The sequence below is a fragment of the Streptomyces sp. Rer75 genome (assembly GCF_013414305.1).
In the GTDB taxonomy this organism is placed as follows: Bacteria; Actinomycetota; Actinomycetes; order Streptomycetales; family Streptomycetaceae; genus Streptomyces; species Streptomyces himastatinicus.
On record NZ_CP058693.1, the window covers coordinates 2,585,824 to 2,609,841 of the forward strand.

The following is a 24,018-nucleotide window of genomic DNA, read 5'->3' on the forward strand; positions in this document are numbered from 1 at the left end:
GGCTCAGGCGGCCGTCGGCCACACGGCGGGGTCCACGAAGCCGGGTCCGCGGACGCCCTTGTCGAGCCAGTCGGCGACATCGGCGAGCACATATCCGGCGAGCGCCAGGTGCCCGTCCACCGTGTCCCCCGCGATGTGCGGGGACAACAGCAGGTCCGGGCAGCCCAGCACGGCGGCGTCGAGGACGGGCGGTTCGGGGTCGAAGACGTCCAGCGCGGCGAGCAGCCTGCCCGCGAGGACGTGTTCCAGCAGAGCGACCTGGTCGATGGCCGGGCCGCGCGAGGAGTTGACGACGATGGTGTGGTCCGGCATCTGCTCGATGAGCGCGCGGCCCACCAGCCCCCGCGTCTCCGGCAGGTCGGGTACGTGGAGCGAGACGAACGGGCAGCGCAGCGTCTCCTCAAGACCGGCCGTCCGCACACCCAGCGCGGCGGCCCGCTCCTCGCCCAGGTACGGGTCGTACACCACCACGTCACACCCGAACGGCCTGAGCAGCGTGATCAGGGTGCGCGCGGTGGAGCTGGCGCCGAGGATGCCCACCGGGCGGCCCGCGAGTTCGCCGCCCCGGAACCCCGTCTGCTTCCAGCCCCCGCCGCGCACGGCGGCGTCGAACCGGGGCAGTCGGCGGGCCAGGGTGAGCATCGCGGCGAGGCAGTATTCGCCCACGGACCAGGCGATGCGGCCCGCCGCGGAGAACACGGCGACGCCCTGGTCGAGCACCTCCCGGTCGATGAGCTTCTTCACCGACCCGGCCGCGTGCGCGACCACCTTGGGCCCGCGCCCGTCGGCCCAGATCGACGCGTCCAGGTGCGGGGTGCCCCAGCTGGTCAGCAGGACGTCGCAGTCGGCGGCCAGCGCCGCCACGCCGTCGGCGGTGAGCCGGTCCCCGGCCCAGGTCGTCGTCTCGTAACGGGTCTCGATCAGGCGGCGGGCGTCGGGGCCGCAGACGTCGGCGGCGCGTTGGGGGGTCATGGCAACAGCGATGCTGGACAACCTGGCTCCTCGGAGGCGGACGGCTGTGCGCTGGTGTCCTGACGGTAGGACGTGGCGTTATGCGCGTCCAAGCCCGATTTCGCATTGCGCGATACCTTGACGGCATGGACCTTTCGCTGCAACAGCTGCGCGGCTTCGTCGCCGTAGCGGAGGAACAGCACTTCGGACGGGCCGCCAAGCGGCTCAACATGACCCAGCCCCCGCTGACCCGGCAGATCCAGGCCCTGGAACGGTCCCTCGACGTCGTCCTCTTCGAGCGGACCGGCCGCGGCGCCCGCATCACCGCGGCGGGGCAGGTGCTCCTCGAACACTGCCGGAGGGTCCTCGCGCTGCTCGACGCCGCGCCCGTCGCCACCCGCCACGCCGCCGAGGGCCACACCGGCACCCTGCGCCTCGGCTTCACCTCGATCGGGGCGTACGCGATCCTCGCCGACGTCCTCGACCTGGTGAAACGCCGCATCCCCAACGTCGCGGTCGAGCTGTCCGAGATGGTCAGCCCGGAGCAGTTCACCGCGCTCGGCGACCTACGGATCGACCTGGGCCTCGTCCGGCCGCCGATCCCCGAGGGGTACGCGTCGGTCCTGATCCACTCGGAGGACCTGGTCCTCGCGGTCCCCGCCACCCACCCCCTCGCCGAGGGCACCGCGCCCGTCCTCCTCTCCGAAGTGACCAACAACTACATCGGCTACAGCCCCGAGGGCTCGCGCTATCTGCACGACATCTGCGCCGCCATGATCGGCGTGGACCGCTACGCCGTCAGCCAGCTCACCTCCCAGGTGCCGACCATGCTCGCGCTGGTCCGCGCGGGCCTGGGGTGCGCGCTGATCCCGCGCTCGATCATGACCATGGGCGTGCACGGCGTCCGCTACCGCGAACTGGCCGCCGCCGACGCCCACTCCGTCACCCTCCACGCCTGCTGGAGCCCGGACAGCCCCAACCCGGCCCTCCACCGCCTGACCGACGCCCTCGGCCGTCGCTGACGGGAAAAGTCTTGGAACCGATCGGTAAGGATGCGCCGGGTCCACGACATATAGCGGGTGTGGAGACCTTGAAGACGCGGAGCGACCGTGACCGCGCCGCGCGGTTCACGGCCCTGTACGTCCGCGACCATCCGCGGGTGTGCGCCTTTGTGCACCGGCGATCGGGCGACCGAGGAGCGGCGGAGGAACTGACCGCCGAGGTCTTCCGTACCGCGTGGGAGCGCATGACGGCCGGTCAGGACGTGGGGACAGGCTGGCTTTTCGTCACCGCGCGCAACCTGCTGAGCAACCACTACCGCTCCGTGGCACGCCTGACGGAGCTGCACCACACCATCGCCGACGCGCTGGGCCGCGCCCCGGCGTCGGGCCAGGACTACGCGGTGCTCGACGCCCTCGACCGGCTTCCGGCCGCTCACCGCGAGGTCCTGCTGCTGAGCTACTGGGACGGACTCAGCGCCACGGAAGCCGGTGAAGTCCTCGGGTGCAGTACGTCTGCGGTATGGGTCCGGCTGCACCGAGCCCGCAAAGCGTTCCGTCATGTTTACGATCGGCCCGAGGAGTCCGCGTGATGCGCGTAAAGCCTCTGCTCAAGAACGCCAACCCGGTCCCGGACGCGGCACACGAGGGCCTGTCGGCGCGCGCCGCCGACGAACTGGCCGCGCTGGTCGGCCCCGGTGGCGCCACCGCCCCCGCGCCCGCTCGCCGGTCGCCCCGGCGGGGCTTCCTGATGGCCGCCGTGGCCGGCGGGGCCGCCGTCGCCATCGGCGGCGTCACCTTCTTCAGCCTCCAGAACGACCCGGCCAACCCGAGCACCGACCCGGCGAGCCCGGGCGGCGGTGCCATGGCCGATGAGCCCTACTTCGGCAGCACGGCCAGGCTGGAAGGCGCGGCGACCGTGATCGTACGGGCGCGGCTCGGCGCCGGACGCGAGGAGACCGTCGACGACATCCCCACGACGGTGGCCACGGCGAAGGTGATGGCGACCGCCAAGGGCGAGCCGTCGGGCGATGCCATCCAGGTGTCCTACACGACCCCCGGTTCCGGGCCCGAGACCGCCGACCTCACCGCCGGGAAGGAGTACGTCCTCCTGCTCGAAAAGGGCGATGACGGAAGCTACTTCCTGGTGAACACCACTCAGGGCTGGTACACGGTCGATGACGGCACGGCAGTCCCCGCGCGGGACAACGACGTGGCACTGAGCCCGGGCGTCCGCAAGGCGCTCCGACTCGCACCGCCGAGCCGGTGACACGGCGCCGGTGACACAGCGCCGGTGACACAGCGCCGGTGCGCCATACGCGTCAGGCGGTGGTTTCGCGCCGTACGGGCCACAGGTGCACGACGACGGCGCCCGCCGCGCTGGCGGCGATGGCCAGGGCCATCGGCAGCGCCGCCCCGTTGCCGCCGAGTCCCGTCAGCGGCGCGGCGACGCCGCCCAGCGCGTACTGGAGCAGGCCCAGCAGCGCGGACGCGGTACCGGCCATCTCGGGGTGTCCGGACATCGACAGCGCCGTGGAGTTCGGCATGATCAGGCCGATGCTGGAGACCAACGCGAAGAGCGAGCCGAGTACGGCGGCCACGCCGAGGTCGGCGAGCACGGACAGCAGCAGTGCGCCGCCACCGGCCGCGCACAGCGCGAGCCCGGCCCGGAGCAGCGCGGACGGCGAACGGCGGCGCAGCAGCCGGGCGTTGCCCTGACCGAGCAGGGCGATGCCCAGCGCGTTGACGGCGAAGACGATGCTGAACTGCTGCGGGTCCAGGCCGTACGTCTTCTGGAGCACGAAGGACGACGCCGAGATGTACGCGAACATCGCGGCGAACGCGAAACCGCCCGCGAGGGCGGGCCGCAGGAAGCCCGGGTCGCGCAGCAGCACCCCGAAGCTGCGGACCGTCTGCCCGAGCCCGCCCCGGCGCCGCCGCGCGGACGGCAGGGTCTCCCCCACGACGACCACGGTGGCCGCGAGCAGGAGCGCGCCGATGACGGCGAGGACGAGGAAGACCCCGCGCCAGGACGTGAAGCGCAGCAGCTGACCGCCGACGACCGGGGCGAGGATCGGCGCCAGGCCGTTGACCAGCATGAGGAGCGAGAAGAAGCGAGCGGCGGCGGTGCCCTCGTAGAGGTCGCGGACGATGGCCCGGCTGATCACGATCCCCGCCGCCCCCGCTATGCCCTGGACGGCGCGCAGCCCGGTCAGGGCGGTGACGTTCGGCGCGACGGCGCACAGCACGGACGCCACGAGGTACCCGGCGAGGCCGATCAGGAGCGGCACCCTCCGCCCCCACCGGTCGCTGAGCGGCCCGGCGATCAGCTGCCCGACGGCGAGCCCGATGAGGCAGCTGGTCAGGGTCAGCTGAACGGCCGCGTCCGGGACGGCGAAATCCCGCGCGAGAGCGGGCAGCGCGGGCAGGTACATGTCCAGCGACAGCGGACCGAACGCCGACAGCGCCCCCAGGACGATGAGCAGCCGCAGCGCACGAGGGGGCGCTGGAGGCGCGGGCGGGGTCGAGACCGTGGGGGTCGAGGTGGCGGTGTCCATGAGCAGCAGGGTAACCATATTGCTGACTAGTCAGCAATTGACGAGTCAGTGACTTACGCGGCACTAGACTGCCCGCAAGATCCATACGGGAAGGCAGACACACCATGGGGGCACGGAAACGCACCGCCGCGGAGGCGGCCCGCGGGCCCCTCGTCCACGAGTTCGGCCTGCTGCTGAGGGCGGCGACCCACCTGGAACAGCGCATCAACGCAGCCATGCGGGCGGAGTCCGGGATCAGCCACGTGATGTTCGAGGTGCTGATCCGGCTGTGCAAGGACCCCGAGGAGCAGGTCTCCCAGCGCGCCCTGGCCCAGGACCTCATCCTGACCAGCGGCGGGGTCACGCGGCTGATCGACCGCATGGAGGAAGCGGGCCTGGTCCGCCGCGTACCGTCGCCCGACGACCGCCGGGTCACGCTGGTCGAGGCGACCGCGGAGGGCGAGAAGACGTTCGTGCACGCGGTGGACGTCCACGCCCGCATCGTGGAGCGCTACTACGTCGCCCCCGTGACGGCCGACGACCGCAGCCGCCTCACCGCGTCCCTGGAACGGATCACCACGGCACTCCTCAACGACACCGCCGACGCCGACGCCGCCCCCGACGCCGCCGAGGACTAGGCGGCAGGAAGCGGGTGGACGTCCGCGTACCGGGGAGCGAACTCCTCCTCGACGAAGTTCTCGATGGAGGTGGGGGTTGAGGTACGGGCGGTACGGGGCTGCCGCATCCGCGTGTGCTGGGAGTTGAGGGACGTGCCGACCTCGGCCATCATCCGCTCGACGTTGAGGGAGACGCCGTTCCTGCGCAGCTCCGCACGGAAGGTTTCGAGGTCGAGCTGCTCGTACACGAGGTCGTCCGCACCCACGGCATTCGCGATCACCTCCGTGGCCTCCCTCATGCTCACATCTCGCTCGCCCTGGAGCTCCAGCACCTCCGTACCGCTGAAGGCGCCGGTGACCAGCTCCTCGGCGGCCCTTGTTCCGATGTCCCGGGTGGTGACGAACGGCAGCGGAAGATCGGGGGCGAGGGGACCGCTGATACGGCGGTGCTCCCTCGCAGCGTCCGCGTGGTCCAGCAGGTTCTCCATGAAATAACCCGCCCGCAGCCACAGTATGTCGACCCCGGGGGTGGCCGACAGGAGCTGTTCGAAACGGTGGAGCCCCGCGACCGGCCCTGTGCCCTCGGCGTGCTGGGCGCCCCAGCTGCTGAGCCCGACGACGCGGGTCACCCCGGACACGGTGATGGCCCTGGTCAGGGAGGCCGCCACCGCGTCCTGGAAGGCGGCGAAGTCAGGATGGTCGGGAATGTAGTTGGGCTGGATCACCGCGTAGACGCCTTCCGCGCCGTGGAAGGCGTCCGCCAGTGCGGCGGCGTCGGTCTGCTCGGCCTCCCACACCTCGGCGCCCCGCTCGGCGAGGTCGGCCAGCCGCCGCGCCGAACGGCCGACGGCCCGTACGGGGTGCCCGTGCGCGAGCAGGTGCGCCGCCGCGGCCCGGCCCGTACGGCCGCTGGCGCCGGTGACAACGAACATCGTCTGTCTTCTTTCTCTCGTTCTCTCGCGTTCCGTCGTGTGTGGGCACGCTATGCACCTGGCACGACGCACGGGTAGGAGCGCCGCACCCACCCCCGGGCGGGCCGGTGCGGGCATACGGTTCCCCGGTCCTGCGCATCCGTACGCTGGTGGCATGGAGGTGTCGAGCAGCCGTACCGAGGACCGCGGGCCGCTGGCGGGATTCCTGCGCGCCCGCCGCGAGCAGGTGCGCCCCGAACAGCACCGCCTGGTGTCCGGGGCGAAGCGCCAGGTGCCGGGGCTGCGCCGGGACGAGGTGGCGCTGCTGGCCGGGGTCAGCACCGACTACTACGTACGTCTCGAACAGGGCAGGGAACGGCGACCGTCACGCACGGTGCTGGAGGGCCTGCGCGAAGCGCTGTTGCTGGACTCCGCGGCGGCGCGCTATCTGCGCGGACTCGCCGAGAGCGGGGCGGGGATGAACGACGCCGGGGACGGCCGCCCGGACCGGGCACAGCCCGGCATGGGCAGGGAACGGCTGGAGTCCGTGTACCGGCTGCTCAGCACGGTGACGGTGCCCGCCCTGCTGGTGAACCGGCGTCTCGACATCGTCGGCGACAACGCTCTCGGCGACCTTCTCCACGAGGGCCTGGATCCCCGGGACAACTACGCACGCATGGTCTTCTGCGCGCCTCAGGCCCGGACGTTCTTCACCGAGTGGCCCGACCTCGCCCGTTGTATGGTGGCGGCCCTGCGCGCACAGACCGGCCCGGCCCATACCGGTTCCGAGGCGGACGCGGACGGCCTGGCGGGCTTGGTGGACGAACTGGCCGCACACAGCGAGGACTTCAGCACCGCCTGGGCCGAACACCACGTCTACGAGAAGGCGATGGACCACAAACGGCTCCGACACCCGCGAGTCGGACCTCTCCACCTCGACCAGCACACCCTCGAACTACCGGGCAGCGGGGGCCACAAGATCTGGACCTACCATCCGGCGGACGCCGCAACCACGGAAGCCCTGCGCCAACTGGCGGCCTAGGGTGCTCCCTTAAAGCTTGCTGAGTGCCTGCATCGCCTCGCGTTCGACGCGCGAGAGCTCATGGAGGATGGAGGCGGCCTGCGTGAGGGGCTTCGCGTCGCCGGATTCGCCTGCCGTCGCGATGAGCGCGGCCACCTGTGTCCAGAGGGTGGCGGCCTCGGCATACCGGCTGTGGCCGGTGCGCAGGTGGCTGCTGTCGATCAGCTGGGCGCACTCGGCGAGGAAGTCCCGGTAGAGATTGCGGAACAGCGCACCGCCGGTGCCGGCCCTCTCCATCAGGTCGGCGGCCCGTGGCAGGTCCTCCCGCGGATCGTCGCTGCGCTGTAGCCACTTCGGCACCTGCTTGGCGGTCTTCTCGATGCCCCGGTGGCCCAGGTTCGCGATGGGCGGGTTCAGGAAGGCGTCGGCACAGGTCTTGATCGCGGGGATGATCCGGTCCTGCGGTGACGTCGGGCTGCCGGGCGCCGTGATGGTGAACGAGCGGTGCTTGGCGGTCATGGGGCCGCGCTCGGCCCTGGCCCTGGCCAGGGCGGCGAGGCTGGTCGAGACGGCTCCGCCCTGCGGGGCGGTGTCCACCAGGTAGGCGTCCTGTTCGTCGTAGCCGTACATGGCCACGACGTGCCCGCCGAAGTGCACCTTGGTGCTGAAGTAGTCCAGGTGGTAGCTGTCGAGCTGAAGGCCGACCGGCCGACCGGCGTCGATGGGTGCCGCCACGTTCTGCCACGCCTTGCGCGGGGAGGTGGTCTCCCCGACCAGCAGCTCGAGCCCGAGCACGGCGGCCAGGTTCCTGGTCAGCTCGAACGGTTTGACCCGGCCTCCCAGGAAGGGAAAGCCCATGCTTTTGCTGTCCCAGTAGATGAAGGACAGCCCGGAGCCGAGCCCGAACAGCATGGGCTCGGACAAGTCGAGGCCCTCATGCCGCAGCAGCACGCCCAGCGCCGTCGTCTCGCAGTGCTGCATACCGCGGACATCGATGTCCTTCACCATGGTCATGCCGCCCATCCTCCTCCCACACTGACCCGGTGCCGGGTGTCGGCGTCGAACAGGGGAGGCGGGCCGACACGCTCAGGAACTTCCCATATCCACCGCAAATGGACGGAACTCATCCGGGCGCGGGCCGCATCCTCCCCCGTGGAACGTCCGCAACGACCAAGGGGGAACGGATGAACCGCAAGAGCAGGATGATCGGGCGCGCGCTCGCCACCGTCGTCGCCGTCGGCACGTTAGGGGCCATCAGCGCCTCACCCGCGAGCGCCGCCGCGCACTGGGCGAACGGGGCGTACGCGGGGCAGCACTTCTGGAAGAGTGACCTGTATCTGAGGGGCGGCTTGGAGGCCGGGTCCGGCGAGATCCGCGTCGACTGGACCGGCGGCAAGGTGGGCATCCGCGGATACGCCTTCGACGCCTCGTCGGACAACCGAGGCGTACTGGTGCGGGTCAGCTACGACTACTACAGCGGCGGAGCCTGGCACCACGCCTCGAAGAAGGTCGCGGCCAAGGCGGCGGGCGCGTACAAGATGACGAACTTCGCCAAGCACTCCACGCTGTCGGTCAAGAACCTGCACGCACAGGCGTGCCTGTACAACAGCGCGGGCCAGACCTCCTGGTGCGGACCGGTGCGCTAGGGGGTGCCTTGCCGATCACGCCGGGCTCCCGACGCCTGGCACGGCAGCTTCCGAGGCGGGTGCCCCGCCGGGGTACGGGACCCGGCGATCTGTGGCTGCGCCGTGTGAGCGCGCGTGACCGGAAGCGATGCCGCGGGCACGCAGCCGGGCCCGAGGGCCCCGGCTGCGTGCCCGCCGGGACGGTGCGTCAGATCATGGCGAGCCGGTCCACCAGCAGCTCCGTCCTCCGCTCAGTGTCCTCCGGCGGCTGTCGTCCCGCCCGGGCCAGGGTCGCAAGGCCATGCAGGGCCGCCCAGAACACCTCGGTGAAAAGCCCCGGGTGGACGCCGTCCCCGGCAACCTCGCCGAGACTCTCCAGCAGGGCGGCGAAGGCGTCCTTCAACGGCTCCGGAGTGTCCTCCTTCGCGAACACCAGGCCGCCGTCGAGCAGGAACATGGCGTCGTAGACCGCAGGGTTGGACTCGGCGAAGTCGAGGTAGGCGCGGGCGAGGGCGGTGACCCGGGCGCGCGGTCCGTCCGCGGCGGAGACCGCGGCCCGCAGTGCCGCGGCCATCTCGGCGGCGCCCTCGAGGGCGACGGCGCCGATGATCTCGCGCTTGCCGCGGAAGTGGCTGTAGAGGACGGGCTGGCTGTACTCGATGCGCTCGGCGAGCCGACGCGTGGTGACCGCGTCCCACCCCTGCTGCTCGGCGAGTTCGCGGGCCGTCGCCACGATGAGGCGCTCACGACTCGCCCGTTCGCGCTCCTTGCGTTCCTGTACCGACATGATTCGATTCTATCACCGCTAGACAGGCGAGCGGCAGTAGGTCTAGTGTTGCCTCATCATCTAGCATCGCTAGACCCCAGGAGGGTCATCATGCTCACTGCACTTGAGGTCGTCACCACCGTGGTCGTCGGCCTGATGGTGGGGGTGGAGTTCTCCGTCGCCTTCGTCATCAACCCGATCCTCAACGCACTCCCCGAGGACAGTGACCAACTCGGCCGCGCCCACGGGGGCCGGATGCTCGGCGCCGTGATGCCGGTCTGGTACATCGGCTCGCTCGTCCTCGTCGCGGTCTGGGCCATCGCCGGATGGCACCACGACGGCGCCGACCTCGTCGTCACCGCCGGCGCGCTGCTGATCCTCAGCGTGATCATGTCGCTCCTGCTGCTCGTCCCGATCAACAACCGGGGCAAGACATGGACCCCCGAGAATCGGCCCGCCGACTGGAAGCAGCAGATGAACCGCTGGGACCGCTTCCACTACGTCCGCGTCGCCGTCATCATCGCCGCCTTCACCCTGCTCGTCGCCGCCCTCGCCTGAGCCCGCAGGCCGACACCGCGCCACTGCCGGAAACGGTTGTGGACAGTCGACCAGGCACCGAACTCGGCGGGCACCTCCCGCCACTGCCCGCCCGTCCCGCTCATTGATCACGACCCGATACGCGCCCTAGGCCGCACCGACCCAGCGGCGGTAGGCGTCCACGTCGACGTTGCTGCCGCACACGATGGTGACGACGTGCCGTCCCGCGAAGCGGTCACGGTCTTCGAGGATCGCCGCGATGCCGAGCGCGGCCGACGGTTCGACGACGAGACCGGCGTGGTCCAGGAGCATCCGCATACCGGCGATGATCGACGCCTCCTGGACCAGCACGGCGTCGTCAGCGACGAGGAGGAGGTCGTCCAGGACGGCCGGGATGGGACGCCGACCGGCCACGCCGTCGGCGATGGTGTCGGTCGAGTCGGTGGTGACGACGCGCCGCCCGCGCCACGAGCGCGTCATCGCCGGTGCGCCCAGCGGCTGGACGCAGATCACCTCGACATCGGGCGCCAGGGCCCTCACCACATGCCCCACGCCGGTGGCCAGCGCCCCGCCGCCGAGGGCGACCAGGACGGTGTCGAACGACGGCGCGGTGGCCACCAGCTCCAGGCCGATGGTCGCCGCGCCCTCGCAGGTCTCGATGTCCAGACTGTCTTCGACCAGCCGGATTCCGTCGTGCCGCGCGAGGGCCGCCGCCCGCTCACGCGCCATCTCGTGATCGCCGTCCACCAGTTCCAACCTGGCGCCCAACGCGCGGATGCGATCAAGCTTGGCCACGGTCGCGAAGCGGGATGCCACGACGGTCACGTCGAGCGCCCGGTCGCGACCGGACCACGCCAGGGCTTGACCGAGATTGCCCGCACTGGCGCACACCACGGCTCGCGCCCCACTGTCGGCGAGCGCGCTCGCGACGACCTCCGTGCCGCGGGCCTTGAAGCTGCGGACCGGGTTCGCCGTTTCGAGCTTGATGCTCACCGCGCACCCGAGGCCGGGCTCCAACGCCTCGCAGCGGTACAGCGGAGTGTCGAGAAAAATCGGGTCGATGACCCGGCGGGCCGCCCGGATCCGATCCGTGTCGAGGCGCGTCTCCTGCACGGCACAGCAGCGTAGCGCCGCCCGGTCAGCCGACCGCCCACCCTCCGGTTCGACATGGCGGTTGCGTCTTTCGTCAGGACCGTCAGGAAGCAGAGGACGAGCCGACGCGGCTCAGCGAGCGGTCCGCGACCGTGATCGCCAGAAACAGACCGGCGATGGCGAGCATGAACCACGCCAGCCCATGCAGCCCGCCGGTGTCCGCGCGGGCGCCGAAGAAGACGCCGTTGGCGCCTGAGGCAACCATCGCGCCGAGGTAGAGGAAGGTGCGCAGCAGACCGGCCGAAGACCCCATCCGCTCCGGGTCGGCCTGGTGGTACACCGCGTTCTGCAAAGCCAGATTGTTCAGCCCCTGCGGTACGCCGCTGACGACCGCGATGACGATCAGCAGCCACACCGGGCTGTCCGGCTGAAGCGTGAGCACCAGAAGGCAGACGGCGATCTGCCCGACCGCGCCGACCAGCAGCTTGCCGCGCACCTGGGCCCGCTTACCGGTGGCGGTGGACACCGCGATCCCCGCCAGGAACAGCGGCAGTTGCGCGAGCCCCGCCTGCGTCGCCGACAGCCCCCGCCCCTCCTGGAGCCACTGGGTGTACCCGTACAGCAGGACGTACGACACGACGGCGACGAGGAGCATACGGGCGTACGTGAGCAGCAGCGGTACGTTGCCGCCGAGCACCCGCAGATCGATGAACGGCTCCGCCACCCGCAGCTCACGCACCGCGAACCCGGCCGCCGCCACCACCATCAGCACCGGCAGATACCAGCGCTCGGCCCCCGGCTCCATCAGGAACAGCAGCAGCGAGACCAGCATCGCGGCAAACAGCGCCATGCCGGGAAGGTCCAGTCCGGCAGCCCCTTCGCGCTCCCGGCGCGGGTGGGTCTTCGGCAGACGGAGGAAGCCGAGGATCAGACCGGCGGCGGCCAGCGGGAGGTTGACGGCGAACGTCGTACGCCAGCCACCCAGCCCGATCAACAGCCCGCCCAGGGACGGGCCGATGACCGCCACGGTCTGATTGGCGACGGCGAGCGCGGTCAGCACTCCGGCCGGGCTCTCCCTGCCCGTACGCCTGCCCTCGCTGCGGATGAGGTACATCGAGGCCGGATAGCCCGCGCAGGTCCCGAACCCGAGCACCACCCGCGCGACAATCAGCGTCGCCAGGTTCGGGGCCAGTACGCCGATCAGTCCCGACAGTCCCGTCAGCGCGGACCCGAGCAGGAAGAGGCGGCGCGGCCCGTAGAGGTCGATAAGTCGCCCTACGACCGGCTGTCCTATCGCGGTGGCCAGGTACAGCGCCGACACCAGCCAGGCCGTCTGCGACGGCGGAGCGCCGAAGGCCGCGCCGATCGGCACCAACGACACGGAGACGATGGAGGAGTTGACCGGGTTGAGGATCGACCCCAGCATCATCGGCGCGAGCAACCGGCGGTCGAAACCGCCGTGCGCCTGGGGCTTGGTGGTACGTCGTATCAGCCGTGTGATCATGCGTCGCTGAGCCGGTCCAGCAGGGCCAGCGAACTGATGATGGCCTGCCGTTCGTCCTCGGTGAAGCCGGATTCCAGGGCCTGGGACAGCCACTCCTCGCCCGCGCGCTGCTTGTCCTCCAGGAACGCCCGGCCCGCCTCGCTCACCGAGATCAACTGCCGCCGCCGGTCATCCGGATCAGGCCGTCGCTCGATGAGACCCCGCTCATCGAGCGCGCCGAGGGTCATCGCCATGGACTGCGGGCGTACGCGCTCGGCGGCGGCCAGCGCACTGGCCGAGGAGGGCCCGTCCCTTCTGAGCCTGCTGAGCACGGACGTCTGGGTCGGAGTGAGCCCTTCCGTGTCGTACGACTCCCGGAACCGCCGCCGCAGGCGGCCCACGACGACGCGGATCTCGTGCGCGGCCTGCACGGAGGACGCGGACATGCCGCGAGGGGTCTCTGCCATACCCTCACGGTAATTTCTTCAGTCCAGCCTGTCCAGTTTGGACTGAACAGGCTGGACTGTTCAATCAGGCGTTCGTGGCGAACCCTACGAAGGCGTCCCACGCGGTGGCCGGGAACGTCAGCATCGGGCCCTCGGTGACCTTGCTGTCACGGACGTGGATGGTGTTGGGGCAAGCGGCGACCTCTACACACTGGCCGCCTTCGCCGCCGCTGTAGCTGCTCTTACGCCACTCCATGGCGACCTCGACGCACGCGCCGCCCTCGCTGTCGCTGTAGCTGCTCTTGAACCAATTCAACTCGCTTATGCCCCTCTTCATAGCTCTCCCAGCACCTTCTCGATAAGGTCCAGCGACTCCCGTGGGGTGAGAGCCTGGGCCCGGATAATTCCATACCGAGCTGCGATAACGCGGACCTCTTCCCGGTCAGTGAGCAGGGTGCTGTGCCCCTGACCTTCAAAGTACGCGATCTGCGCACCCCCCTTGGGGACCATCAGGATGCATGGACCAGCGACTCCAGCGTGGTCCTCAAGGTCCGTTGGCATGACCTGGAGTTCCACATTGCGCTTCTCCCCGAGGAGGAGCAGATGTTCCAACTGTCCGCGCAGAACCTGCTTCCCGCCATAGGGGCGCCGCAGAATGGCCTCCTCCATGACGAAGCCCATGATCGGTGCGGGCTTGACGTTGAAGATGGCCTGGCGCTCCAGCCGCGCGGCGACCCGCTGCTCGATCAGCTCCTCGTCCAGCAAGGGGCGGCGCATGCCCAGCACCGCTCGCGCGTAGTCTTTCGTCTGCAACAGCCCCATGAACACTTGGGTCTCGTACGAATACAGCTCTGCCGCTTCCGCTTCGATCTCCGCCGCATCTTGGAAGAACGCCGGGTACCGCGCCAGCGCGGCCTGTTCCTTCTGCGCCTTGAGGACTCCCCCGGCGGCCAGCACCTCGTCCACCTTGTCGATCAGTTCCGGCTTGGGGATGCGGCGCCCACATTCCACCGACGCGATCTGATCCGCGCTGTACCCGACGCGTGCCCCCAATTCCCCCTGCGTGAGCCCCGCCTTCTCCCGGAACAGCTTCAGCTGCCTACCGAACCCCCTCGTGAACGCCGACGAGTTGTCTGAACCAGCCATGGGTCACCACCCCTGCCCACCGCGCCTCGCGTGTCCGACAGACACTGTCCGTACAAGCGCGCTTACTGGTCAGGCTAGGCACAGCTCCCCCACGCTCGTTGCCATGACGACCGAAAATCCCCCCTCACGGGGTACGGCCAAGGGGCAAATCCCCGCCGTACCCGGAGAGTTCGCCATGCGCTTCACCTCGACACCGCGCGGTGCGCGGCTCGCTCGGCGGCTCGTATCGCACCGGCTGGCCGCGTGGGGGTATCCGTACGATTCCAGCCCCAACGAGATCACCACGCTGATCGCCAGCGAGCTGTGCGCGAATGCGGTGCGTCACGGACGCGTCCCCGGGCGGGACTTCCACGTACGCCTCACCGCACCGCTCGACGCCTCCGGCCCGATCCGTATCGAGGTGTCGGACACCCGTGGCGAGCGGCAGCCCGCGCTCACCACGGCGGCGCCGGAGGCGGAGACGGGGCGCGGACTGTTCCTCGTGTCGCAGTTCGCGGAGCGGTGGGCGGTTGGGCCACGGCCCAACGGTGGGCCCGGGAAGACCGTTTGGGCTGAGATCGCAACAAAATACGGGGCGCCCAGCCCTATGGTGGGCGACCATGGAACAGCGGATGCAAGCCGCCCTGCGCGTGGAGATCAGCGCCGAGGCGGATGACGGGGATCTCGCGATCCACGACCTGTACCGGTGGCTGCGGCAGGACACGGACGTTCGTGCGCATGCCGATCTGAACATGATCCCGAGCCCCTCGCGCGGGAAGCTGGAGATCATCGATCTGGTGGTCAGTCAGGGGCTCGGCGCGCTGAACCTCGGGCTGTCGTACGCCGCGTGGCGTGCCGCGCGTCCGACCGCGCCCGCGGTCATCATCAGCGCCAACGGCCGGTCCATAACGGTGCGCGGGGAGTGTGACGCGGAGACGGTGCGCCACTTCGTGGAGGCGATGGAGTCCGCGTCCGCTCCCAGCCCGACCCCGGCGGCGGACGCGGACAGCGCGTGACCCCTCAGCCCTTCGCGGCCGTCCGCCGCCCCGCCCGCCCGGTACCGGTTGAAGGTCCACACGCCCAGACCGACCAGGTTCGCCACCGCGTTCGGCCCGCCCCGTCATCGGTTGAACCAAGACGACGGGGCTACGCCTGGATGGCCGCGTTGAGGTCGCTCATCAGCAGATCCCCGTTGATCGTGGACCCGGCCCGGTAGCCGCCGGCCGCCGCGTTCACGACCTGCTCGGCGAAGCCCATGGCGTTGCCCACAGCCCACACACCGGGCACGGTCGTCTGGCCCGTTGGATCGACCACGGGGTACGAGCCGAACGGGGTCTCGTGCAGTTCGGCGCCCAGCCGTGCGAGCAGATCCGTCTGCGGGACGGCCGTGGGCGCGGTGAACACGACCTCGCGCGCGAACGTCGTGCCGTCCTTCAGCCGCACGGCGGTGAGCCGGTCGTCGGCCACCACCAGCCCGTCGACCTCGCCCGGCACCACATCGACACCGGCCGCGGCCAGCCTGCGCAGATCGTCGTCCGGCAGCTCGTCCTGCTCGACTGTGTGCAGGAAGAAGGTCACGTCCTTCGACCATTGGGACACCATCAGCGCTTGGTGCACGCTGAGCGGAGTCGTGGCGAGCACGCCGAAAGCCTGGTCGCGGACCTCCCAGCCGTGACAGTACGGACAGTGCAGGACGTCCTTGCCGAAGCGCTCGGTCACGCCGGGCACGTCCGGGAGCACATCCTTGAGGCCGGTGGCGACGACGAGACGTCGGCCCTGAACGGTCCGTCCGCTCGCCAGAGTCACCGTGAAGTCGCGGGTGATGTCCACGGCCGTGTCCCTGACCAGCTCGACGCCGTACCGCGCGATCTCCTTGCGGCCGATCTCCAGGAACTCTGCGGGCGGCATCCCATCCCGGGACAGATAGCCCTGCATGTGCGCGGCGGGCGCGTTGCGCGGCTCGCCCGCGTCGACAACCAAGGTGCGGCGCCGGGCCCGACCCAGGACGAGGGCCGCAGACAGACCCGCCGCACCGCCACCGATCACCAACACTTCATAGGTGTTTGTCATGCCGCCACGGTCCCTCGAAGGAAACGGGATTGACAAAGATATTTGCTGATCCCGCAAATGACCGCGCCGGAGCGCGAGGGCTCAGATCCCGGCCTGCTTCAGCGCTCGTAGCGCCATCCCGCGCGCCGTACCGACCGGGTCGGGGAGGGCCGACAGGCCGTACAGGACGGTCGCACCCTCGTGGAGCATGAGGAGTTCGTCGGCGAGGGCGTCGGGGTCCGCGGCGCCCGCGTCCTCGGACAGGCCCCGCAGATAGTCCCGCAGCCAGCGCTTCTGGTCGCTGATCACCTGGCGGGCCGGATGGCCGGTGTCCGGCAGCTCGGCGGCGGCGTTGACGAAGCCGCAGCCGCGCGGGTTCTCGCGGTGCATCCAGACGCCGAGGGCGTCGAACGTGGCGAGGATGCGGCCCGGCGGGTCCTGCCGGGGCGACTTGTCGACTTCGGCGGTCAGCCAGACCCGCCACCGCTCGTCGCGCTCGCGCAGATACGCGGCGACCAGCGCTTCCTTGCTGCCGAAGCGCTCGTACAGCGTCTTCTTGGTGACTCCGGCGTGCTTGGCGATCAGATCCACGCCGACCGCGTTGATCCCCTGCCCGTAGAACAGCTCGGCGGCGGCGTCCAGGACGCGGCGGGCGGCGGGGGTGAGCGTCTCCATGGGGCGTGATCCCTCCCGACGTGACTTGACGGGTATACCGATCTGTTTAGTCTAGTACGTGAGCGACTAAACAGACCGGTATACCCAGTAGCCCGGGGAGGCTCTTCATGCCCATCACCGCGATCACGTCCGTCGGCCTCGTCGTGATGTGGAGCTCCGGCTTCATCGGCGCCGAACTCGGCACCCGCGAGGCCCCCGCCGACACGCTGCTGATGTGGCGCTTCATCGCGGCGGCCGTTCTGCTGGGCGGCGGCTGGATGCTCTTCCGGCGACGCCGACTATCCCTTCGCGCAGTGGGCGAGCAGGCCGTCATCGGCGCGCTGTCGCAGGGCGGGTACCTGGGCGGGATCGTGTGGGCGGTCGGGCTCGGCGTACCGTCCGGGACCGCCGCGCTGATCGCCGCCCTGCAACCGCTGGCCGCCGGTGCCCTGGCCGGGCGACTGCTAGGCGAGACGGTGACCGCCCGGCAGTGGACGGGGCTCGCGATCGGGCTGGGCGGCGTCGCCCTCGTCGTACAGGGCGACCTGTACGGGACGTCGGCCGTGACGCCCTGGGCGTACGGGCTCCCGTTCGCGGCCATGGCGGCCCTGCTGGCGGCGAGCTTCCTGGAGCGGCGGGCGCGGGCGCCGCTTTCGCCGATGGACGCGATACCGCTGCACTGCCTGACCAGTGCGGCGCTCTTCGCCGGGGTCGCCCTGGTCGGCGGGCACGCGGCGCCGCCGTCCGGCGGCGGGTTCTGGTTCGCCGTGGCATGGACCGTCGCACTCTCCACGGTGGGCGGCTACGGCTTCTACTGGCTGAGCGTGCGGCACAGCGGCGTCACCCGCACCTCCGCGCTGATCTACCTCACGCCGCCGACGACCTCGGTGTGGGCGTACGCGATGTTCGGCGAGGCGCCGGGGGTGCTGGCGCTGGTGGGGATGGCCGTGTGCGTGCTGGGGGTGGCGGCGGCGAACCGGCGCCCGGGGCGGTCGGCGCGACCGGAGCGGTCGGCACGGCCGGACGACACCGCCGCCGAGTGTCCCGTGCGCGTCGGCCGGTGAGCCCCGCCGCACCCAGCCGCCACTTCGGCCCCGCGTTCACGCCCGGAGTCAGCAGCACTGCCAGGTGAACATGGCCCGGTCGAAACGGCCCGCGGCGAGGTCCTCGGGGCGGATCAGCCAGTACAGGACACCCTCGTCACCCCACATCAGATCGGCGTCCTCGTCGGAGTCGAACTGGGCCAGCAGCACCCAGCGCCGCGCCTCCTCCTCGATCCGGGGGCCCTCCCACGCCACGCCCCCACCCAGCGCACCGTGCGCCACCACGATCTCCACGGCGCCCTGGACCGACTGCGCATGGCCGCCGATCTGATGCGCGGTGCCGCTCTCGTACTCCCACAGAGCCCTCTCGAACGCGTCCGGAAGCTCCATGCCGTCGAGGACGGGCGATTCGGTGTCGGGGGCGCTCGGGCCCATGCGCGCGGTCAACGGCACCGCCGGATACGGAGTGAGCCCGGCCGGGGCGGGGCGTTCGGGCTCGCTGTCCGAGCCGGGCGGCAGATGGAGCACGCGGGCTCCGGCCCAGGTGCCGGGGTCGGCGGTGTCGACCAGGGCGTCGTCGTCCTCGTCGCCGTAGTAGAAGAAGGCCAACCGCCCCTCCGTCGGCAGCGGTACGTCCAACTCGCCCGTGGGCAGCGCGGCGCAGTCGACCGCCGCCACGAAGCGCAGCGGGCCCTTGCCCTCCCACACCGGCCACGCCACGTCCGCGGGCAGCCGGGGCAGCCCGCCGAGCTGCCCGACGACCGGATCGCCCGCCTCCGCCTTCCGGAGGTGGGCCGCGGGGCGCAGCAGGCCCGTCCAGCGGCGGGCCAGATCCGCGGGGAGGTGGGCGTGGGCGAGGGCATGCAGCGCGTTCGTCATACGGGCCATCATCACGGGCCCCACCGACACCAGTTCTCCTGGGCGGGGCACTTCTCCCCTACCCCGCCCCTTCCCGAAACCGGGGACACCCCGGCCCCCGGGTTGTGGGCAATCGTTCCGCCGAGGGGAACCTCCCAGCGGTAGCTGGGGGGAGGGACAGGTGGGCACAACCCGCCCACCGGCCCGCGCCGGGCAGCGAATACAGCCCCGCTATTCCGTCTTGCTAAGTACCGGTAGTCAGCGTTACTGTGTACCGGTACTCAACAGACTGACTAGCGCAGAGGGGAGGTGTTCCATGACCAAGCTGGAGACGGAGATGCTCAAGGGCACGCTGGAGGGCATCATCCTCGCGACCCTGTCCGGACGGCCCGCCTACGGCTACGAGATCACGGCACGGCTGCGGGAGCAGGGTTTCTCCGACATCGCCGAAGGGACCATCTACGCGCTGCTCGTCAGGATCGAGAAGCGCGGCCTCGTCGACGTGGAGAAGGTCCCCTCCGAGAAGGGGCCGCCGCGCAAGGTGCACTCCCTCAACGCTCGGGGACAGGAGTACCTCGAAGAGTTCTGGAGGACGTGGAGCTTCCTCACAGAACGACTGGAACAGCTCCGCGAAGGGGGCAAGTAACCATGTCCGATGGCGAAAAGACCGGCTTCATCTCGAAGGTGATCGGGCCCAAGAAGCGCTGGAAGGCGTACAAGGCGCGTGTCAAGGAGCTCCCCGAGAACCACCGCACGGCGGTCGGAGCGATCGAGCGGTACCTGATGCACTTCGTGCCGACCGACGGCGACAGCAGTGCGTCGATGTTCGAAGACCTCGCCGACCTGTTCGAGCAGGCCGCGGCGGACGGAACGCCGATCAGCGAGGTCGTCGGGGAAGACCCGGTGGAGTTCGTCGAGGCGTTCGCCCGGAACTACACGGAGGGCGGCTACGTCCCCCCTCGCGCGCGGAAGCAGCTGACCGACGACATCGCGCGCGCCGAGGAGAACGAGGCCGAGGCGCCCCAGTAGCCGCGCGCACGACCTCGCCCGGCTGCGGCACCTGACACCGTCACGGCGCCGGACGGCGGCATTCGCCGCCGTCCGCGCCCGGCACGGCACGGCAACACCCCCAGTCACTTCGGCCTTCGAACGGGAGGGCTCCATGCCTTCATCTGTCATGCCCACATCCAGTAAGCGCAACAGTCACCCGTCGTCGGTCGCCGCCATCTCCACCGTCGGCCTCCGCAAGTCGTACGGCGACAAGACCGTCCTCGACGGCATCGATCTGCACATCCCGGCCGGGTCCGTGTTCGCGCTGCTCGGGCCGAACGGCGCGGGCAAGACCACCGCCGTCAAGATCCTCTCCACCCTCATCACCGCCGACGGCGGCCAGGCCCGGGTCGCGGGCCACGACGTCGCCTCCGACCCGCAGTCCGTGCGCGCCGCGATCGGTGTCACCGGGCAGTTCTCCGCCGTCGACGGGCTGATCACCGGCGAGGAGAACATGCTCCTCATGGCGGACCTGCACCACCTGTCCAAGCGCGAGGGGCGGCGGGTCGCCGCCGAGCTGCTGGAGCGCTTCGACCTGGTCGAGGCCGCGAAGAAGCCCGCCTCCGCCTACTCCGGCGGCATGAAGCGCCGCCTCGACATCGCCATGACCCTGGTCGGCGACCCGCGGATCATCTTCCTCGACGAACCCACCACCGGCCTCGACCCGCGCTCCCGCCACACCATGTGGGGCGTCATCCGCGGGCTGGTCTCCGACGGGGTCACCGTCTTCCTCACCACGCAGTACCTGGACGAGGCCGACGAGTTGGCCGACCGCATCGCCGTGCTCAACGACGGCAAGATCGCCGCCGAAGGGAGCGCCGCGGAGCTGAAGCGGCTCATCCCCGGCGGGCACGTGCGGCTCCGCTTCACCGACCCGTCCGCGTATCAGTCGGCCGCCTCCGCGCTGCGTGAGGTGACCCGGGACGACGAGACGCTGTCGCTGCGAATCCCCAGCGACGGCAGCCAGCGCGAGCTGCGCTCCATCCTCGACTGGCTGGACACGGCCGGCGTCGAGGCGGACGAGCTGACCGTGCACACCCCCGACCTCGACGACGTGTTCTTCGCCCTCACCGGCGGGGCCGACGTCCCCAACCAGCCCAAGGAGCACGTCCGATGAGCGCTCCCCTGGCTCCCGCCCGCCCGGCCCGGATCCCCCTCGCCGTCCGCGACTCGAACACGATGCTGCGCCGCAACCTGCTGCACGCGCTGCGCTACCCGTCCGCAACGCTGAACCTGCTGCTCACGCCGATCATGATGCTGCTGCTCTTCGTCTACATCTTCGGCGACGTGATGAGCGCGGGCATCGGCGGCGGTGGCGCCGACCGCTCCGAGTACATCGCCTACATCGTCCCGGGCATTCTGATGATGACCATCGGCAGCACCGTGGTCGGGGCCGCGGTGTACATCTCCATGGACATGAGCGAGGGCCTCATCGCCCGCTTCCGTACGATGGCGATCCACCGCGGCTCCATGATCATCGGGCACGTCGTCGGCAGCGTGCTCCAGTGCATCGCCAGCGTGGTCCTCGTCGGTGCCGTCGCCGTGGCCATCGGTTTCCGGTCCACGGACGCCACGGCCCTGGAGTGGCTGGCGGCGTTCGGGCTGCTCGTGCTGTTCGCCCTGGCGTTCACCTGGATCGCGGTCGGCATTGGTATGGCCAGCCCGAACGCCGAGGCAGCCAGCAACAGCGCGATGCCGCTGATCCTCCTCCCGCTCATCTCGAGCGCCTTCATCCCGGCCGACACGATGCCGGGCTGGTTCCAGCCGATCGCCGAGTACCAGCCGTTCACCCCGGCCATCGAGACCCTGCGCGGCCTGCTGCTCGGCACCGAGATCGGCCACAACGGGTGGCTCGCGATCGCCTGGTGCGTCGGCCTGACCGCCCTCGGCTACCGATGGTCGACGGCGCAGTTCAACCGCGACCCGAAGTGAGCGCGCGGCGCACGCTCATCGCGAGCTGGGTGGCTGGGCAGGTCAAGGAACCGTAAAAGGGGGACGTTCGTTACCCCGGGCATGACCGCTATGACTCCCGGCTCGAACCTCCCCCTCACCGTCGCGCGCGTGGCGGTGGACGTCACCGCGCCCGTGCGGCTCGACGTCTCGGGCCTGCTGCTCACCACCGACGGCAAGGTGCGCTCCGACGACGACTTCGTGTTCTACAACCAGCCCACCGGCCCCGGCGTGACCCACCGCGCCGGGGCCGGGGGCGGTGGTGACGCGATCACCGTCGACACCGCCGCCGTTCCCCCCGACATCGACAAGATCGTGGTGACCGCGAGCCTGGACGCCCCCGGCGCCACCTTCGCGGGCACCGAACCGACCGCGACCGTCCGCGGGGCGGACGACGGCGCCGTGATCGCCACGTTCACCCCGCCCCAGCTGGGGACGGAGACCGCGCTCGTGGTCGTCGAGGTGTACCGGCGGGGCGGGGGCTGGAAGGTGCGGGCCGTGGGGCAGGGCTATGCGAACGGCTTGGCGGGCATCGCGACGGACTTCGGCGTAACGGTGGAAGAACCCGCCGCCCCGGCCGCCCCGGCCGCACCGACCGCTCCCCCGGTCACCCAAGCGCCCCCGCCCACCGGCCCGGCGGCAGCGGTCCCCCCGCCCCCCATGCCCAGCGCCCCGCCCTCCACGGGGAAGATCAACCTGGACAAGGGCCGGGTGAGCCTCCAGAAGAACCAGACCGTCTCCCTGGTCAAGGGCGGTCAGCCGGTGCTGTCGTCGGTCAAGATGGGCCTCGGCTGGGAGCCCGCCTTCCGCGGCGCGGACATCGACCTCGACGCCTCCGTGATCGCCTTCGGCGTCGACCGCAAGAAGATCGACGCGTGCTTCTTCGGCAAGCTGGCCATCCTCAACGGCGCGATCCAGCACTCCGGCGACAACCTCACCGGTGAGGGCGGCGGCGACGACGAAACCATCACCGTCCACCTGGGCGGCCTCCCCCCGGAGGTCACGGGCCTCGTCTTCACGGTCAACTCCTTCTCCGGCCAGAAGTTCACGGACGTGGCCAAGGCGTACTGCCGCCTGGTCGACGCCCAGACGAACGAGGAACTGGTCCGCTTCGACATCACCCACGCCGAGCCGCGGACGGGCGTGATGATGGCGAAGCTGATCAAGCAGTTCTCGGGCGAGTGGGAGATGACGGCGATGGGCGAGTACGTCGACTCGCGCACGGTGCGGGGCATGGCGAAGCCCGCAGGCAAGGCCCTCTGACCCCGGGCGCGCTTCGTTCCCCACCCCGGCCCCCGGCAGCTCCGCGCTGAGCGGGCCGGGGCCCGCGCCCGGCGGGCCCCTCGTCCGCCCCCTGTCCCCGACCCGGGGGAGCAACCCGGGCCCCGCGACCGCGCCAGAGGGCGCACGCAGCCTCGGGCGCAGCGGGGGGCCGGGGGTATCCCCCGGTTTCGGGGAGGGGCAGGGTGGGGGAAACAACCGCCGCCGGGGCGGGGCGGGGCCGAAAATGGGGCGCGATCAAGTACGCCCCCGCAGTACCGTCCCGGCCATGAGCGATGACGACGAGGACGGGCACTTCGGAGGGCGCGTCGCGGCGACGTACGACGAGTCGGCGGCGGAGATGTTCGAGCCGGGTGTCGTGGGCCCGGTGGTCGACGTGCTGGCGGGGCTCGCCGGGGACGGGCGGGCCTTGGAGCTGGGCATCGGAACGGGGCGTATCGCGCTGCCGCTGGCGGCCCGCGGGGTTCCGGTCCATGGGATCGAGCTGTCCCGGGCGATGGTGGCCCGGCTGCGCGACAAGCCGGGCGGGGACGCGATCGGGGTGACGATCGGCGACTTCGCCACCGCCCGAGCAGACGGCACGTTCTCCGTCGCGTACCTCGTCTTCAACACGATCATGAATCTGACGACGCAGGACGCCCAGGTGGCGTGCTTCCGCAACGTCGCGCGGCACCTCGCCCCCGGCGGCTGCTTCGTCATCGAGGTGACGATCCCGGAGCTGCGGAAGCTGCCCCCGGGGCAGCACGTCGTGCCGTTCCGCGTCGGCGCCACGCGCTGGGGGTTCGACACGTACGACGTCGCCACCCAGGAGATGAGTTCGCACCACTTGGAGATCGCGGAGGACGGCCGGGCCACGTACACGCCGTTCCCCTTCCGGTACGTATGGCCCGCGGAGCTGGACCTGATGGCCCGGCTCGCCGGGATGCGGCTGCGCGACCGGTGGGAGGGGTGGGCGCGGGAGCCGTTCACCAACGACAGTCCCCGGCATGTCTCGGTGTGGGAGAAGGTGTCGGCCGACTGAGCT

General features: G+C 70.7%; 30 protein-coding genes. 16 read left to right on the plus strand and 14 right to left on the minus strand.

Annotation, left to right across the window (positions count from 1 at the left end; translation table 11 throughout):
• Positions 1 to 3 precede the first annotated feature (3 nt).
• Positions 4 to 972, minus strand: a complete 969-nt coding sequence (locus tag HYQ63_RS10690) for a hydroxyacid dehydrogenase (protein WP_257231790.1) — start codon at positions 970 to 972, stop codon at positions 4 to 6.
• 125 nt (positions 973 to 1,097) lie between these two features.
• On the opposite strand from HYQ63_RS10690, the gene HYQ63_RS10695 reads away from it, so the two are divergent.
• The 3 genes from HYQ63_RS10695 to HYQ63_RS10705 are packed head-to-tail and all read left to right on the plus strand — an operon-like array spanning position 1,098 to position 3,219.
• Positions 1,098 to 1,973: a LysR substrate-binding domain-containing protein gene (locus HYQ63_RS10695; protein ID WP_257231791.1), complete on the plus strand. Its 876-nt coding sequence runs from the start codon at positions 1,098 to 1,100 to the stop codon at positions 1,971 to 1,973.
• A 59-nt stretch (positions 1,974 to 2,032) separates the two neighbouring features.
• Positions 2,033 to 2,542 (plus strand): RNA polymerase sigma factor, encoded by a 510-nt coding sequence (locus HYQ63_RS10700; protein ID WP_179933610.1) that lies wholly within the window; start codon positions 2,033 to 2,035, stop codon positions 2,540 to 2,542.
• Positions 2,542 to 3,219 carry a hypothetical protein gene (locus tag HYQ63_RS10705; protein WP_257231792.1) on the plus strand — a complete coding sequence of 226 codons (678 nt, stop codon included), beginning with the start codon at positions 2,542 to 2,544 and terminating at the stop codon, positions 3,217 to 3,219. The genes HYQ63_RS10700 and HYQ63_RS10705 overlap by 1 nt, the downstream gene beginning before the upstream one ends.
• Before the next feature lie 52 nt (positions 3,220 to 3,271).
• Here the strand turns inward: HYQ63_RS10705 and HYQ63_RS10710 are convergent, their stop codons facing one another.
• Positions 3,272 to 4,507 carry a Bcr/CflA family multidrug efflux MFS transporter gene (locus HYQ63_RS10710; protein ID WP_257231793.1) on the minus strand — a complete coding sequence of 412 codons (1,236 nt, stop codon included), beginning with the start codon at positions 4,505 to 4,507 and terminating at the stop codon, positions 3,272 to 3,274.
• Between the two features lie 104 nt (positions 4,508 to 4,611).
• Between HYQ63_RS10710 and HYQ63_RS10715 the strand changes: the two genes are divergently transcribed.
• Entirely contained in the window at positions 4,612 to 5,124 is a 513-nt protein-coding gene (locus tag HYQ63_RS10715; RefSeq protein WP_179933613.1) for a MarR family winged helix-turn-helix transcriptional regulator, read from the plus strand.
• Here HYQ63_RS10715 and HYQ63_RS10720 read toward each other — a convergent pair.
• Positions 5,121 to 6,035 carry an NAD(P)H-binding protein gene (locus HYQ63_RS10720; RefSeq protein WP_179933614.1) on the minus strand — a complete coding sequence of 305 codons (915 nt, stop codon included), beginning with the start codon at positions 6,033 to 6,035 and terminating at the stop codon, positions 5,121 to 5,123. The two genes, HYQ63_RS10715 and HYQ63_RS10720, sit on opposite strands and share 4 nt — an antisense overlap.
• Before the next feature lie 154 nt (positions 6,036 to 6,189).
• On the opposite strand from HYQ63_RS10720, the gene HYQ63_RS10725 reads away from it, so the two are divergent.
• Positions 6,190 to 7,056 carry a helix-turn-helix domain-containing protein gene (locus tag HYQ63_RS10725; protein WP_179933615.1) on the plus strand — a complete coding sequence of 289 codons (867 nt, stop codon included), beginning with the start codon at positions 6,190 to 6,192 and terminating at the stop codon, positions 7,054 to 7,056.
• A gap of 9 nt (positions 7,057 to 7,065) precedes the next feature.
• Here HYQ63_RS10725 and HYQ63_RS10730 read toward each other — a convergent pair whose 3' ends face one another.
• Positions 7,066 to 8,049, minus strand: coding sequence for a BtrH N-terminal domain-containing protein (locus HYQ63_RS10730; protein WP_179933616.1), 984 nt, complete (start codon positions 8,047 to 8,049; stop codon positions 7,066 to 7,068).
• 170 nt (positions 8,050 to 8,219) lie between these two features.
• Between HYQ63_RS10730 and HYQ63_RS10735 the strand changes: the two genes are divergently transcribed.
• On the plus strand, positions 8,220 to 8,681 hold the full coding sequence (locus HYQ63_RS10735; protein ID WP_179933617.1) for a hypothetical protein: 462 nt from the start codon (positions 8,220 to 8,222) through the stop codon (positions 8,679 to 8,681).
• Positions 8,682 to 8,868: 187 nt separating this feature from the next.
• On the opposite strand, the gene HYQ63_RS10740 is transcribed toward HYQ63_RS10735, so the two are convergent.
• The gene (locus HYQ63_RS10740; RefSeq protein ID WP_179933618.1) at positions 8,869 to 9,447 is read right to left on the minus strand and encodes a TetR/AcrR family transcriptional regulator; all 579 of its coding nucleotides are present in this window, start codon (positions 9,445 to 9,447) and stop codon (positions 8,869 to 8,871) included.
• Positions 9,448 to 9,537: 90 nt separating this feature from the next.
• Between HYQ63_RS10740 and HYQ63_RS10745 the strand changes: the two genes are divergently transcribed.
• The gene (locus HYQ63_RS10745; RefSeq protein WP_179933619.1) at positions 9,538 to 9,984 is read left to right on the plus strand and encodes a DUF1772 domain-containing protein; all 447 of its coding nucleotides are present in this window, start codon (positions 9,538 to 9,540) and stop codon (positions 9,982 to 9,984) included.
• On the opposite strand, the gene HYQ63_RS45970 is transcribed toward HYQ63_RS10745, so the two are convergent.
• The 6 genes from HYQ63_RS45970 to HYQ63_RS10775 form a co-directional block, all read right to left on the minus strand.
• Positions 9,924 to 10,088, minus strand: coding sequence for a transposase (locus HYQ63_RS45970; RefSeq protein WP_179933620.1), 165 nt, complete (start codon positions 10,086 to 10,088; stop codon positions 9,924 to 9,926). The two genes, HYQ63_RS10745 and HYQ63_RS45970, sit on opposite strands and share 61 nt — an antisense overlap.
• Positions 10,089 to 10,110: 22 nt before the next feature.
• A complete protein-coding gene (locus HYQ63_RS10755) occupies positions 10,111 to 11,076 on the minus strand; it encodes a threonine/serine dehydratase (protein ID WP_179933621.1) in 966 nt (321 codons plus the stop codon).
• Positions 11,077 to 11,158: 82 nt separating this feature from the next.
• On the minus strand, positions 11,159 to 12,559 hold the full coding sequence (locus HYQ63_RS10760; RefSeq protein WP_179933622.1) for an MFS transporter: 1,401 nt from the start codon (positions 12,557 to 12,559) through the stop codon (positions 11,159 to 11,161).
• Entirely contained in the window at positions 12,556 to 13,005 is a 450-nt protein-coding gene (locus HYQ63_RS10765) for a MarR family transcriptional regulator (protein ID WP_373689058.1), read from the minus strand. Before HYQ63_RS10765 ends, HYQ63_RS10760 begins: the two co-directional genes overlap by 4 nt.
• A gap of 64 nt (positions 13,006 to 13,069) precedes the next feature.
• Positions 13,070 to 13,321 carry a DUF397 domain-containing protein gene (locus HYQ63_RS10770; RefSeq protein WP_179933623.1) on the minus strand — a complete coding sequence of 84 codons (252 nt, stop codon included), beginning with the start codon at positions 13,319 to 13,321 and terminating at the stop codon, positions 13,070 to 13,072.
• Positions 13,318 to 14,130 carry a helix-turn-helix transcriptional regulator gene (locus HYQ63_RS10775; RefSeq protein WP_179933624.1) on the minus strand — a complete coding sequence of 271 codons (813 nt, stop codon included), beginning with the start codon at positions 14,128 to 14,130 and terminating at the stop codon, positions 13,318 to 13,320. The genes HYQ63_RS10770 and HYQ63_RS10775 overlap by 4 nt, the downstream gene beginning before the upstream one ends.
• 175 nt (positions 14,131 to 14,305) lie before the next feature.
• Between HYQ63_RS10775 and HYQ63_RS10780 the strand changes: the two genes are divergently transcribed.
• The gene (locus tag HYQ63_RS10780) at positions 14,306 to 14,785 is read left to right on the plus strand and encodes an ATP-binding protein (protein ID WP_179933625.1); all 480 of its coding nucleotides are present in this window, start codon (positions 14,306 to 14,308) and stop codon (positions 14,783 to 14,785) included.
• Entirely contained in the window at positions 14,730 to 15,125 is a 396-nt protein-coding gene (locus HYQ63_RS10785) for a hypothetical protein (RefSeq protein WP_179933626.1), read from the plus strand. Before HYQ63_RS10780 ends, HYQ63_RS10785 begins: the two co-directional genes overlap by 56 nt.
• A 130-nt stretch (positions 15,126 to 15,255) precedes the next feature.
• Here HYQ63_RS10785 and HYQ63_RS10790 read toward each other — a convergent pair whose 3' ends face one another.
• Together HYQ63_RS10790 and HYQ63_RS10795 are read right to left on the minus strand one after the other, a co-directional pair.
• Positions 15,256 to 16,179, minus strand: a complete 924-nt coding sequence (locus HYQ63_RS10790) for an NAD(P)/FAD-dependent oxidoreductase (RefSeq protein WP_179933627.1) — start codon at positions 16,177 to 16,179, stop codon at positions 15,256 to 15,258.
• Positions 16,180 to 16,260: 81 nt separating this feature from the next.
• Positions 16,261 to 16,833 carry a TetR/AcrR family transcriptional regulator gene (locus HYQ63_RS10795; RefSeq protein WP_179933628.1) on the minus strand — a complete coding sequence of 191 codons (573 nt, stop codon included), beginning with the start codon at positions 16,831 to 16,833 and terminating at the stop codon, positions 16,261 to 16,263.
• Positions 16,834 to 16,940: 107 nt separating this feature from the next.
• Here HYQ63_RS10795 and HYQ63_RS10800 point away from each other — a divergent pair, with 107 nt between their 5' ends.
• A complete protein-coding gene (locus tag HYQ63_RS10800) occupies positions 16,941 to 17,876 on the plus strand; it encodes a DMT family transporter (protein ID WP_179933629.1) in 936 nt (311 codons plus the stop codon).
• Positions 17,877 to 17,924: 48 nt separating this feature from the next.
• Here HYQ63_RS10800 and HYQ63_RS10805 read toward each other — a convergent pair whose 3' ends face one another.
• A complete protein-coding gene (locus tag HYQ63_RS10805; protein WP_257231795.1) occupies positions 17,925 to 18,734 on the minus strand; it encodes a YwqG family protein in 810 nt (269 codons plus the stop codon).
• Between the two features lie 295 nt (positions 18,735 to 19,029).
• Here HYQ63_RS10805 and HYQ63_RS10810 point away from each other — a divergent pair, with 295 nt between their 5' ends.
• The 6 genes from HYQ63_RS10810 to HYQ63_RS10835 all read left to right on the plus strand — a co-directional run bounded on the left by HYQ63_RS10810 (position 19,030) and on the right by HYQ63_RS10835 (position 24,015).
• Positions 19,030 to 19,359, plus strand: a complete 330-nt coding sequence (locus HYQ63_RS10810) for a PadR family transcriptional regulator (protein ID WP_179933630.1) — start codon at positions 19,030 to 19,032, stop codon at positions 19,357 to 19,359.
• 2 nt (positions 19,360 to 19,361) lie between these two features.
• A complete protein-coding gene (locus HYQ63_RS10815; protein ID WP_179933631.1) occupies positions 19,362 to 19,742 on the plus strand; it encodes a DUF1048 domain-containing protein in 381 nt (126 codons plus the stop codon).
• Between the two features lie 148 nt (positions 19,743 to 19,890).
• Positions 19,891 to 20,880, plus strand: a complete 990-nt coding sequence (locus HYQ63_RS10820) for an ATP-binding cassette domain-containing protein (protein WP_179933632.1) — start codon at positions 19,891 to 19,893, stop codon at positions 20,878 to 20,880.
• Positions 20,877 to 21,695 carry an ABC transporter permease gene (locus HYQ63_RS10825; RefSeq protein WP_179933633.1) on the plus strand — a complete coding sequence of 273 codons (819 nt, stop codon included), beginning with the start codon at positions 20,877 to 20,879 and terminating at the stop codon, positions 21,693 to 21,695. The genes HYQ63_RS10820 and HYQ63_RS10825 overlap by 4 nt, the downstream gene beginning before the upstream one ends.
• 81 nt (positions 21,696 to 21,776) lie before the next feature.
• The gene (locus HYQ63_RS10830; RefSeq protein WP_179933634.1) at positions 21,777 to 22,976 is read left to right on the plus strand and encodes a TerD family protein; all 1,200 of its coding nucleotides are present in this window, start codon (positions 21,777 to 21,779) and stop codon (positions 22,974 to 22,976) included.
• Between the two features lie 286 nt (positions 22,977 to 23,262).
• Positions 23,263 to 24,015, plus strand: a complete 753-nt coding sequence (locus HYQ63_RS10835) for a class I SAM-dependent methyltransferase (protein WP_179933635.1) — start codon at positions 23,263 to 23,265, stop codon at positions 24,013 to 24,015.
• The last annotated feature ends 3 nt before the right edge of the window (positions 24,016 to 24,018 follow it).

What these genes read in the sequence shown, in the direction of transcription:
- HYQ63_RS10690 (WP_257231790.1), bottom strand. Translation starts at nt 972, where the DNA reads ATGACCCCCCAACGCGCCGCCGACGTCTGCGGCCCCGACGCCCGCCGC.
- HYQ63_RS10695 (WP_257231791.1), top strand. Translation starts at nt 1,098, where the DNA reads ATGGACCTTTCGCTGCAACAGCTGCGCGGCTTCGTCGCCGTAGCGGAG.
- HYQ63_RS10705 (WP_257231792.1), top strand. Translation starts at nt 2,542, where the DNA reads ATGCGCGTAAAGCCTCTGCTCAAGAACGCCAACCCGGTCCCGGACGCG.
- HYQ63_RS10710 (WP_257231793.1), bottom strand. Translation starts at nt 4,507, where the DNA reads ATGGACACCGCCACCTCGACCCCCACGGTCTCGACCCCGCCCGCGCCT.
- HYQ63_RS10715 (WP_179933613.1), top strand. Translation starts at nt 4,612, where the DNA reads ATGGGGGCACGGAAACGCACCGCCGCGGAGGCGGCCCGCGGGCCCCTC.
- HYQ63_RS10720 (WP_179933614.1), bottom strand. Translation starts at nt 6,035, where the DNA reads ATGTTCGTTGTCACCGGCGCCAGCGGCCGTACGGGCCGGGCCGCGGCG.
- HYQ63_RS10725 (WP_179933615.1), top strand. Translation starts at nt 6,190, where the DNA reads ATGGAGGTGTCGAGCAGCCGTACCGAGGACCGCGGGCCGCTGGCGGGA.
- HYQ63_RS10730 (WP_179933616.1), bottom strand. Translation starts at nt 8,049, where the DNA reads ATGACCATGGTGAAGGACATCGATGTCCGCGGTATGCAGCACTGCGAG.
- HYQ63_RS10735 (WP_179933617.1), top strand. Translation starts at nt 8,220, where the DNA reads ATGAACCGCAAGAGCAGGATGATCGGGCGCGCGCTCGCCACCGTCGTC.
- HYQ63_RS10740 (WP_179933618.1), bottom strand. Translation starts at nt 9,447, where the DNA reads ATGTCGGTACAGGAACGCAAGGAGCGCGAACGGGCGAGTCGTGAGCGC.
- HYQ63_RS10745 (WP_179933619.1), top strand. Translation starts at nt 9,538, where the DNA reads ATGCTCACTGCACTTGAGGTCGTCACCACCGTGGTCGTCGGCCTGATG.
- HYQ63_RS45970 (WP_179933620.1), bottom strand. Translation starts at nt 10,088, where the DNA reads ATGAGCGGGACGGGCGGGCAGTGGCGGGAGGTGCCCGCCGAGTTCGGT.
- HYQ63_RS10760 (WP_179933622.1), bottom strand. Translation starts at nt 12,559, where the DNA reads ATGATCACACGGCTGATACGACGTACCACCAAGCCCCAGGCGCACGGC.
- HYQ63_RS10765 (WP_373689058.1), bottom strand. Translation starts at nt 13,005, where the DNA reads ATGGCAGAGACCCCTCGCGGCATGTCCGCGTCCTCCGTGCAGGCCGCG.
- HYQ63_RS10770 (WP_179933623.1), bottom strand. Translation starts at nt 13,321, where the DNA reads ATGAAGAGGGGCATAAGCGAGTTGAATTGGTTCAAGAGCAGCTACAGC.
- HYQ63_RS10775 (WP_179933624.1), bottom strand. Translation starts at nt 14,130, where the DNA reads ATGGCTGGTTCAGACAACTCGTCGGCGTTCACGAGGGGGTTCGGTAGG.
- HYQ63_RS10780 (WP_179933625.1), top strand. Translation starts at nt 14,306, where the DNA reads ATGCGCTTCACCTCGACACCGCGCGGTGCGCGGCTCGCTCGGCGGCTC.
- HYQ63_RS10785 (WP_179933626.1), top strand. Translation starts at nt 14,730, where the DNA reads ATGGAACAGCGGATGCAAGCCGCCCTGCGCGTGGAGATCAGCGCCGAG.
- HYQ63_RS10790 (WP_179933627.1), bottom strand. Translation starts at nt 16,179, where the DNA reads ATGACAAACACCTATGAAGTGTTGGTGATCGGTGGCGGTGCGGCGGGT.
- HYQ63_RS10795 (WP_179933628.1), bottom strand. Translation starts at nt 16,833, where the DNA reads ATGGAGACGCTCACCCCCGCCGCCCGCCGCGTCCTGGACGCCGCCGCC.
- HYQ63_RS10800 (WP_179933629.1), top strand. Translation starts at nt 16,941, where the DNA reads ATGCCCATCACCGCGATCACGTCCGTCGGCCTCGTCGTGATGTGGAGC.
- HYQ63_RS10805 (WP_257231795.1), bottom strand. Translation starts at nt 18,734, where the DNA reads ATGACGAACGCGCTGCATGCCCTCGCCCACGCCCACCTCCCCGCGGAT.
- HYQ63_RS10810 (WP_179933630.1), top strand. Translation starts at nt 19,030, where the DNA reads ATGACCAAGCTGGAGACGGAGATGCTCAAGGGCACGCTGGAGGGCATC.
- HYQ63_RS10815 (WP_179933631.1), top strand. Translation starts at nt 19,362, where the DNA reads ATGTCCGATGGCGAAAAGACCGGCTTCATCTCGAAGGTGATCGGGCCC.
- HYQ63_RS10820 (WP_179933632.1), top strand. Translation starts at nt 19,891, where the DNA reads ATGCCCACATCCAGTAAGCGCAACAGTCACCCGTCGTCGGTCGCCGCC.
- HYQ63_RS10825 (WP_179933633.1), top strand. Translation starts at nt 20,877, where the DNA reads ATGAGCGCTCCCCTGGCTCCCGCCCGCCCGGCCCGGATCCCCCTCGCC.
- HYQ63_RS10830 (WP_179933634.1), top strand. Translation starts at nt 21,777, where the DNA reads ATGACCGCTATGACTCCCGGCTCGAACCTCCCCCTCACCGTCGCGCGC.
- HYQ63_RS10835 (WP_179933635.1), top strand. Translation starts at nt 23,263, where the DNA reads ATGAGCGATGACGACGAGGACGGGCACTTCGGAGGGCGCGTCGCGGCG.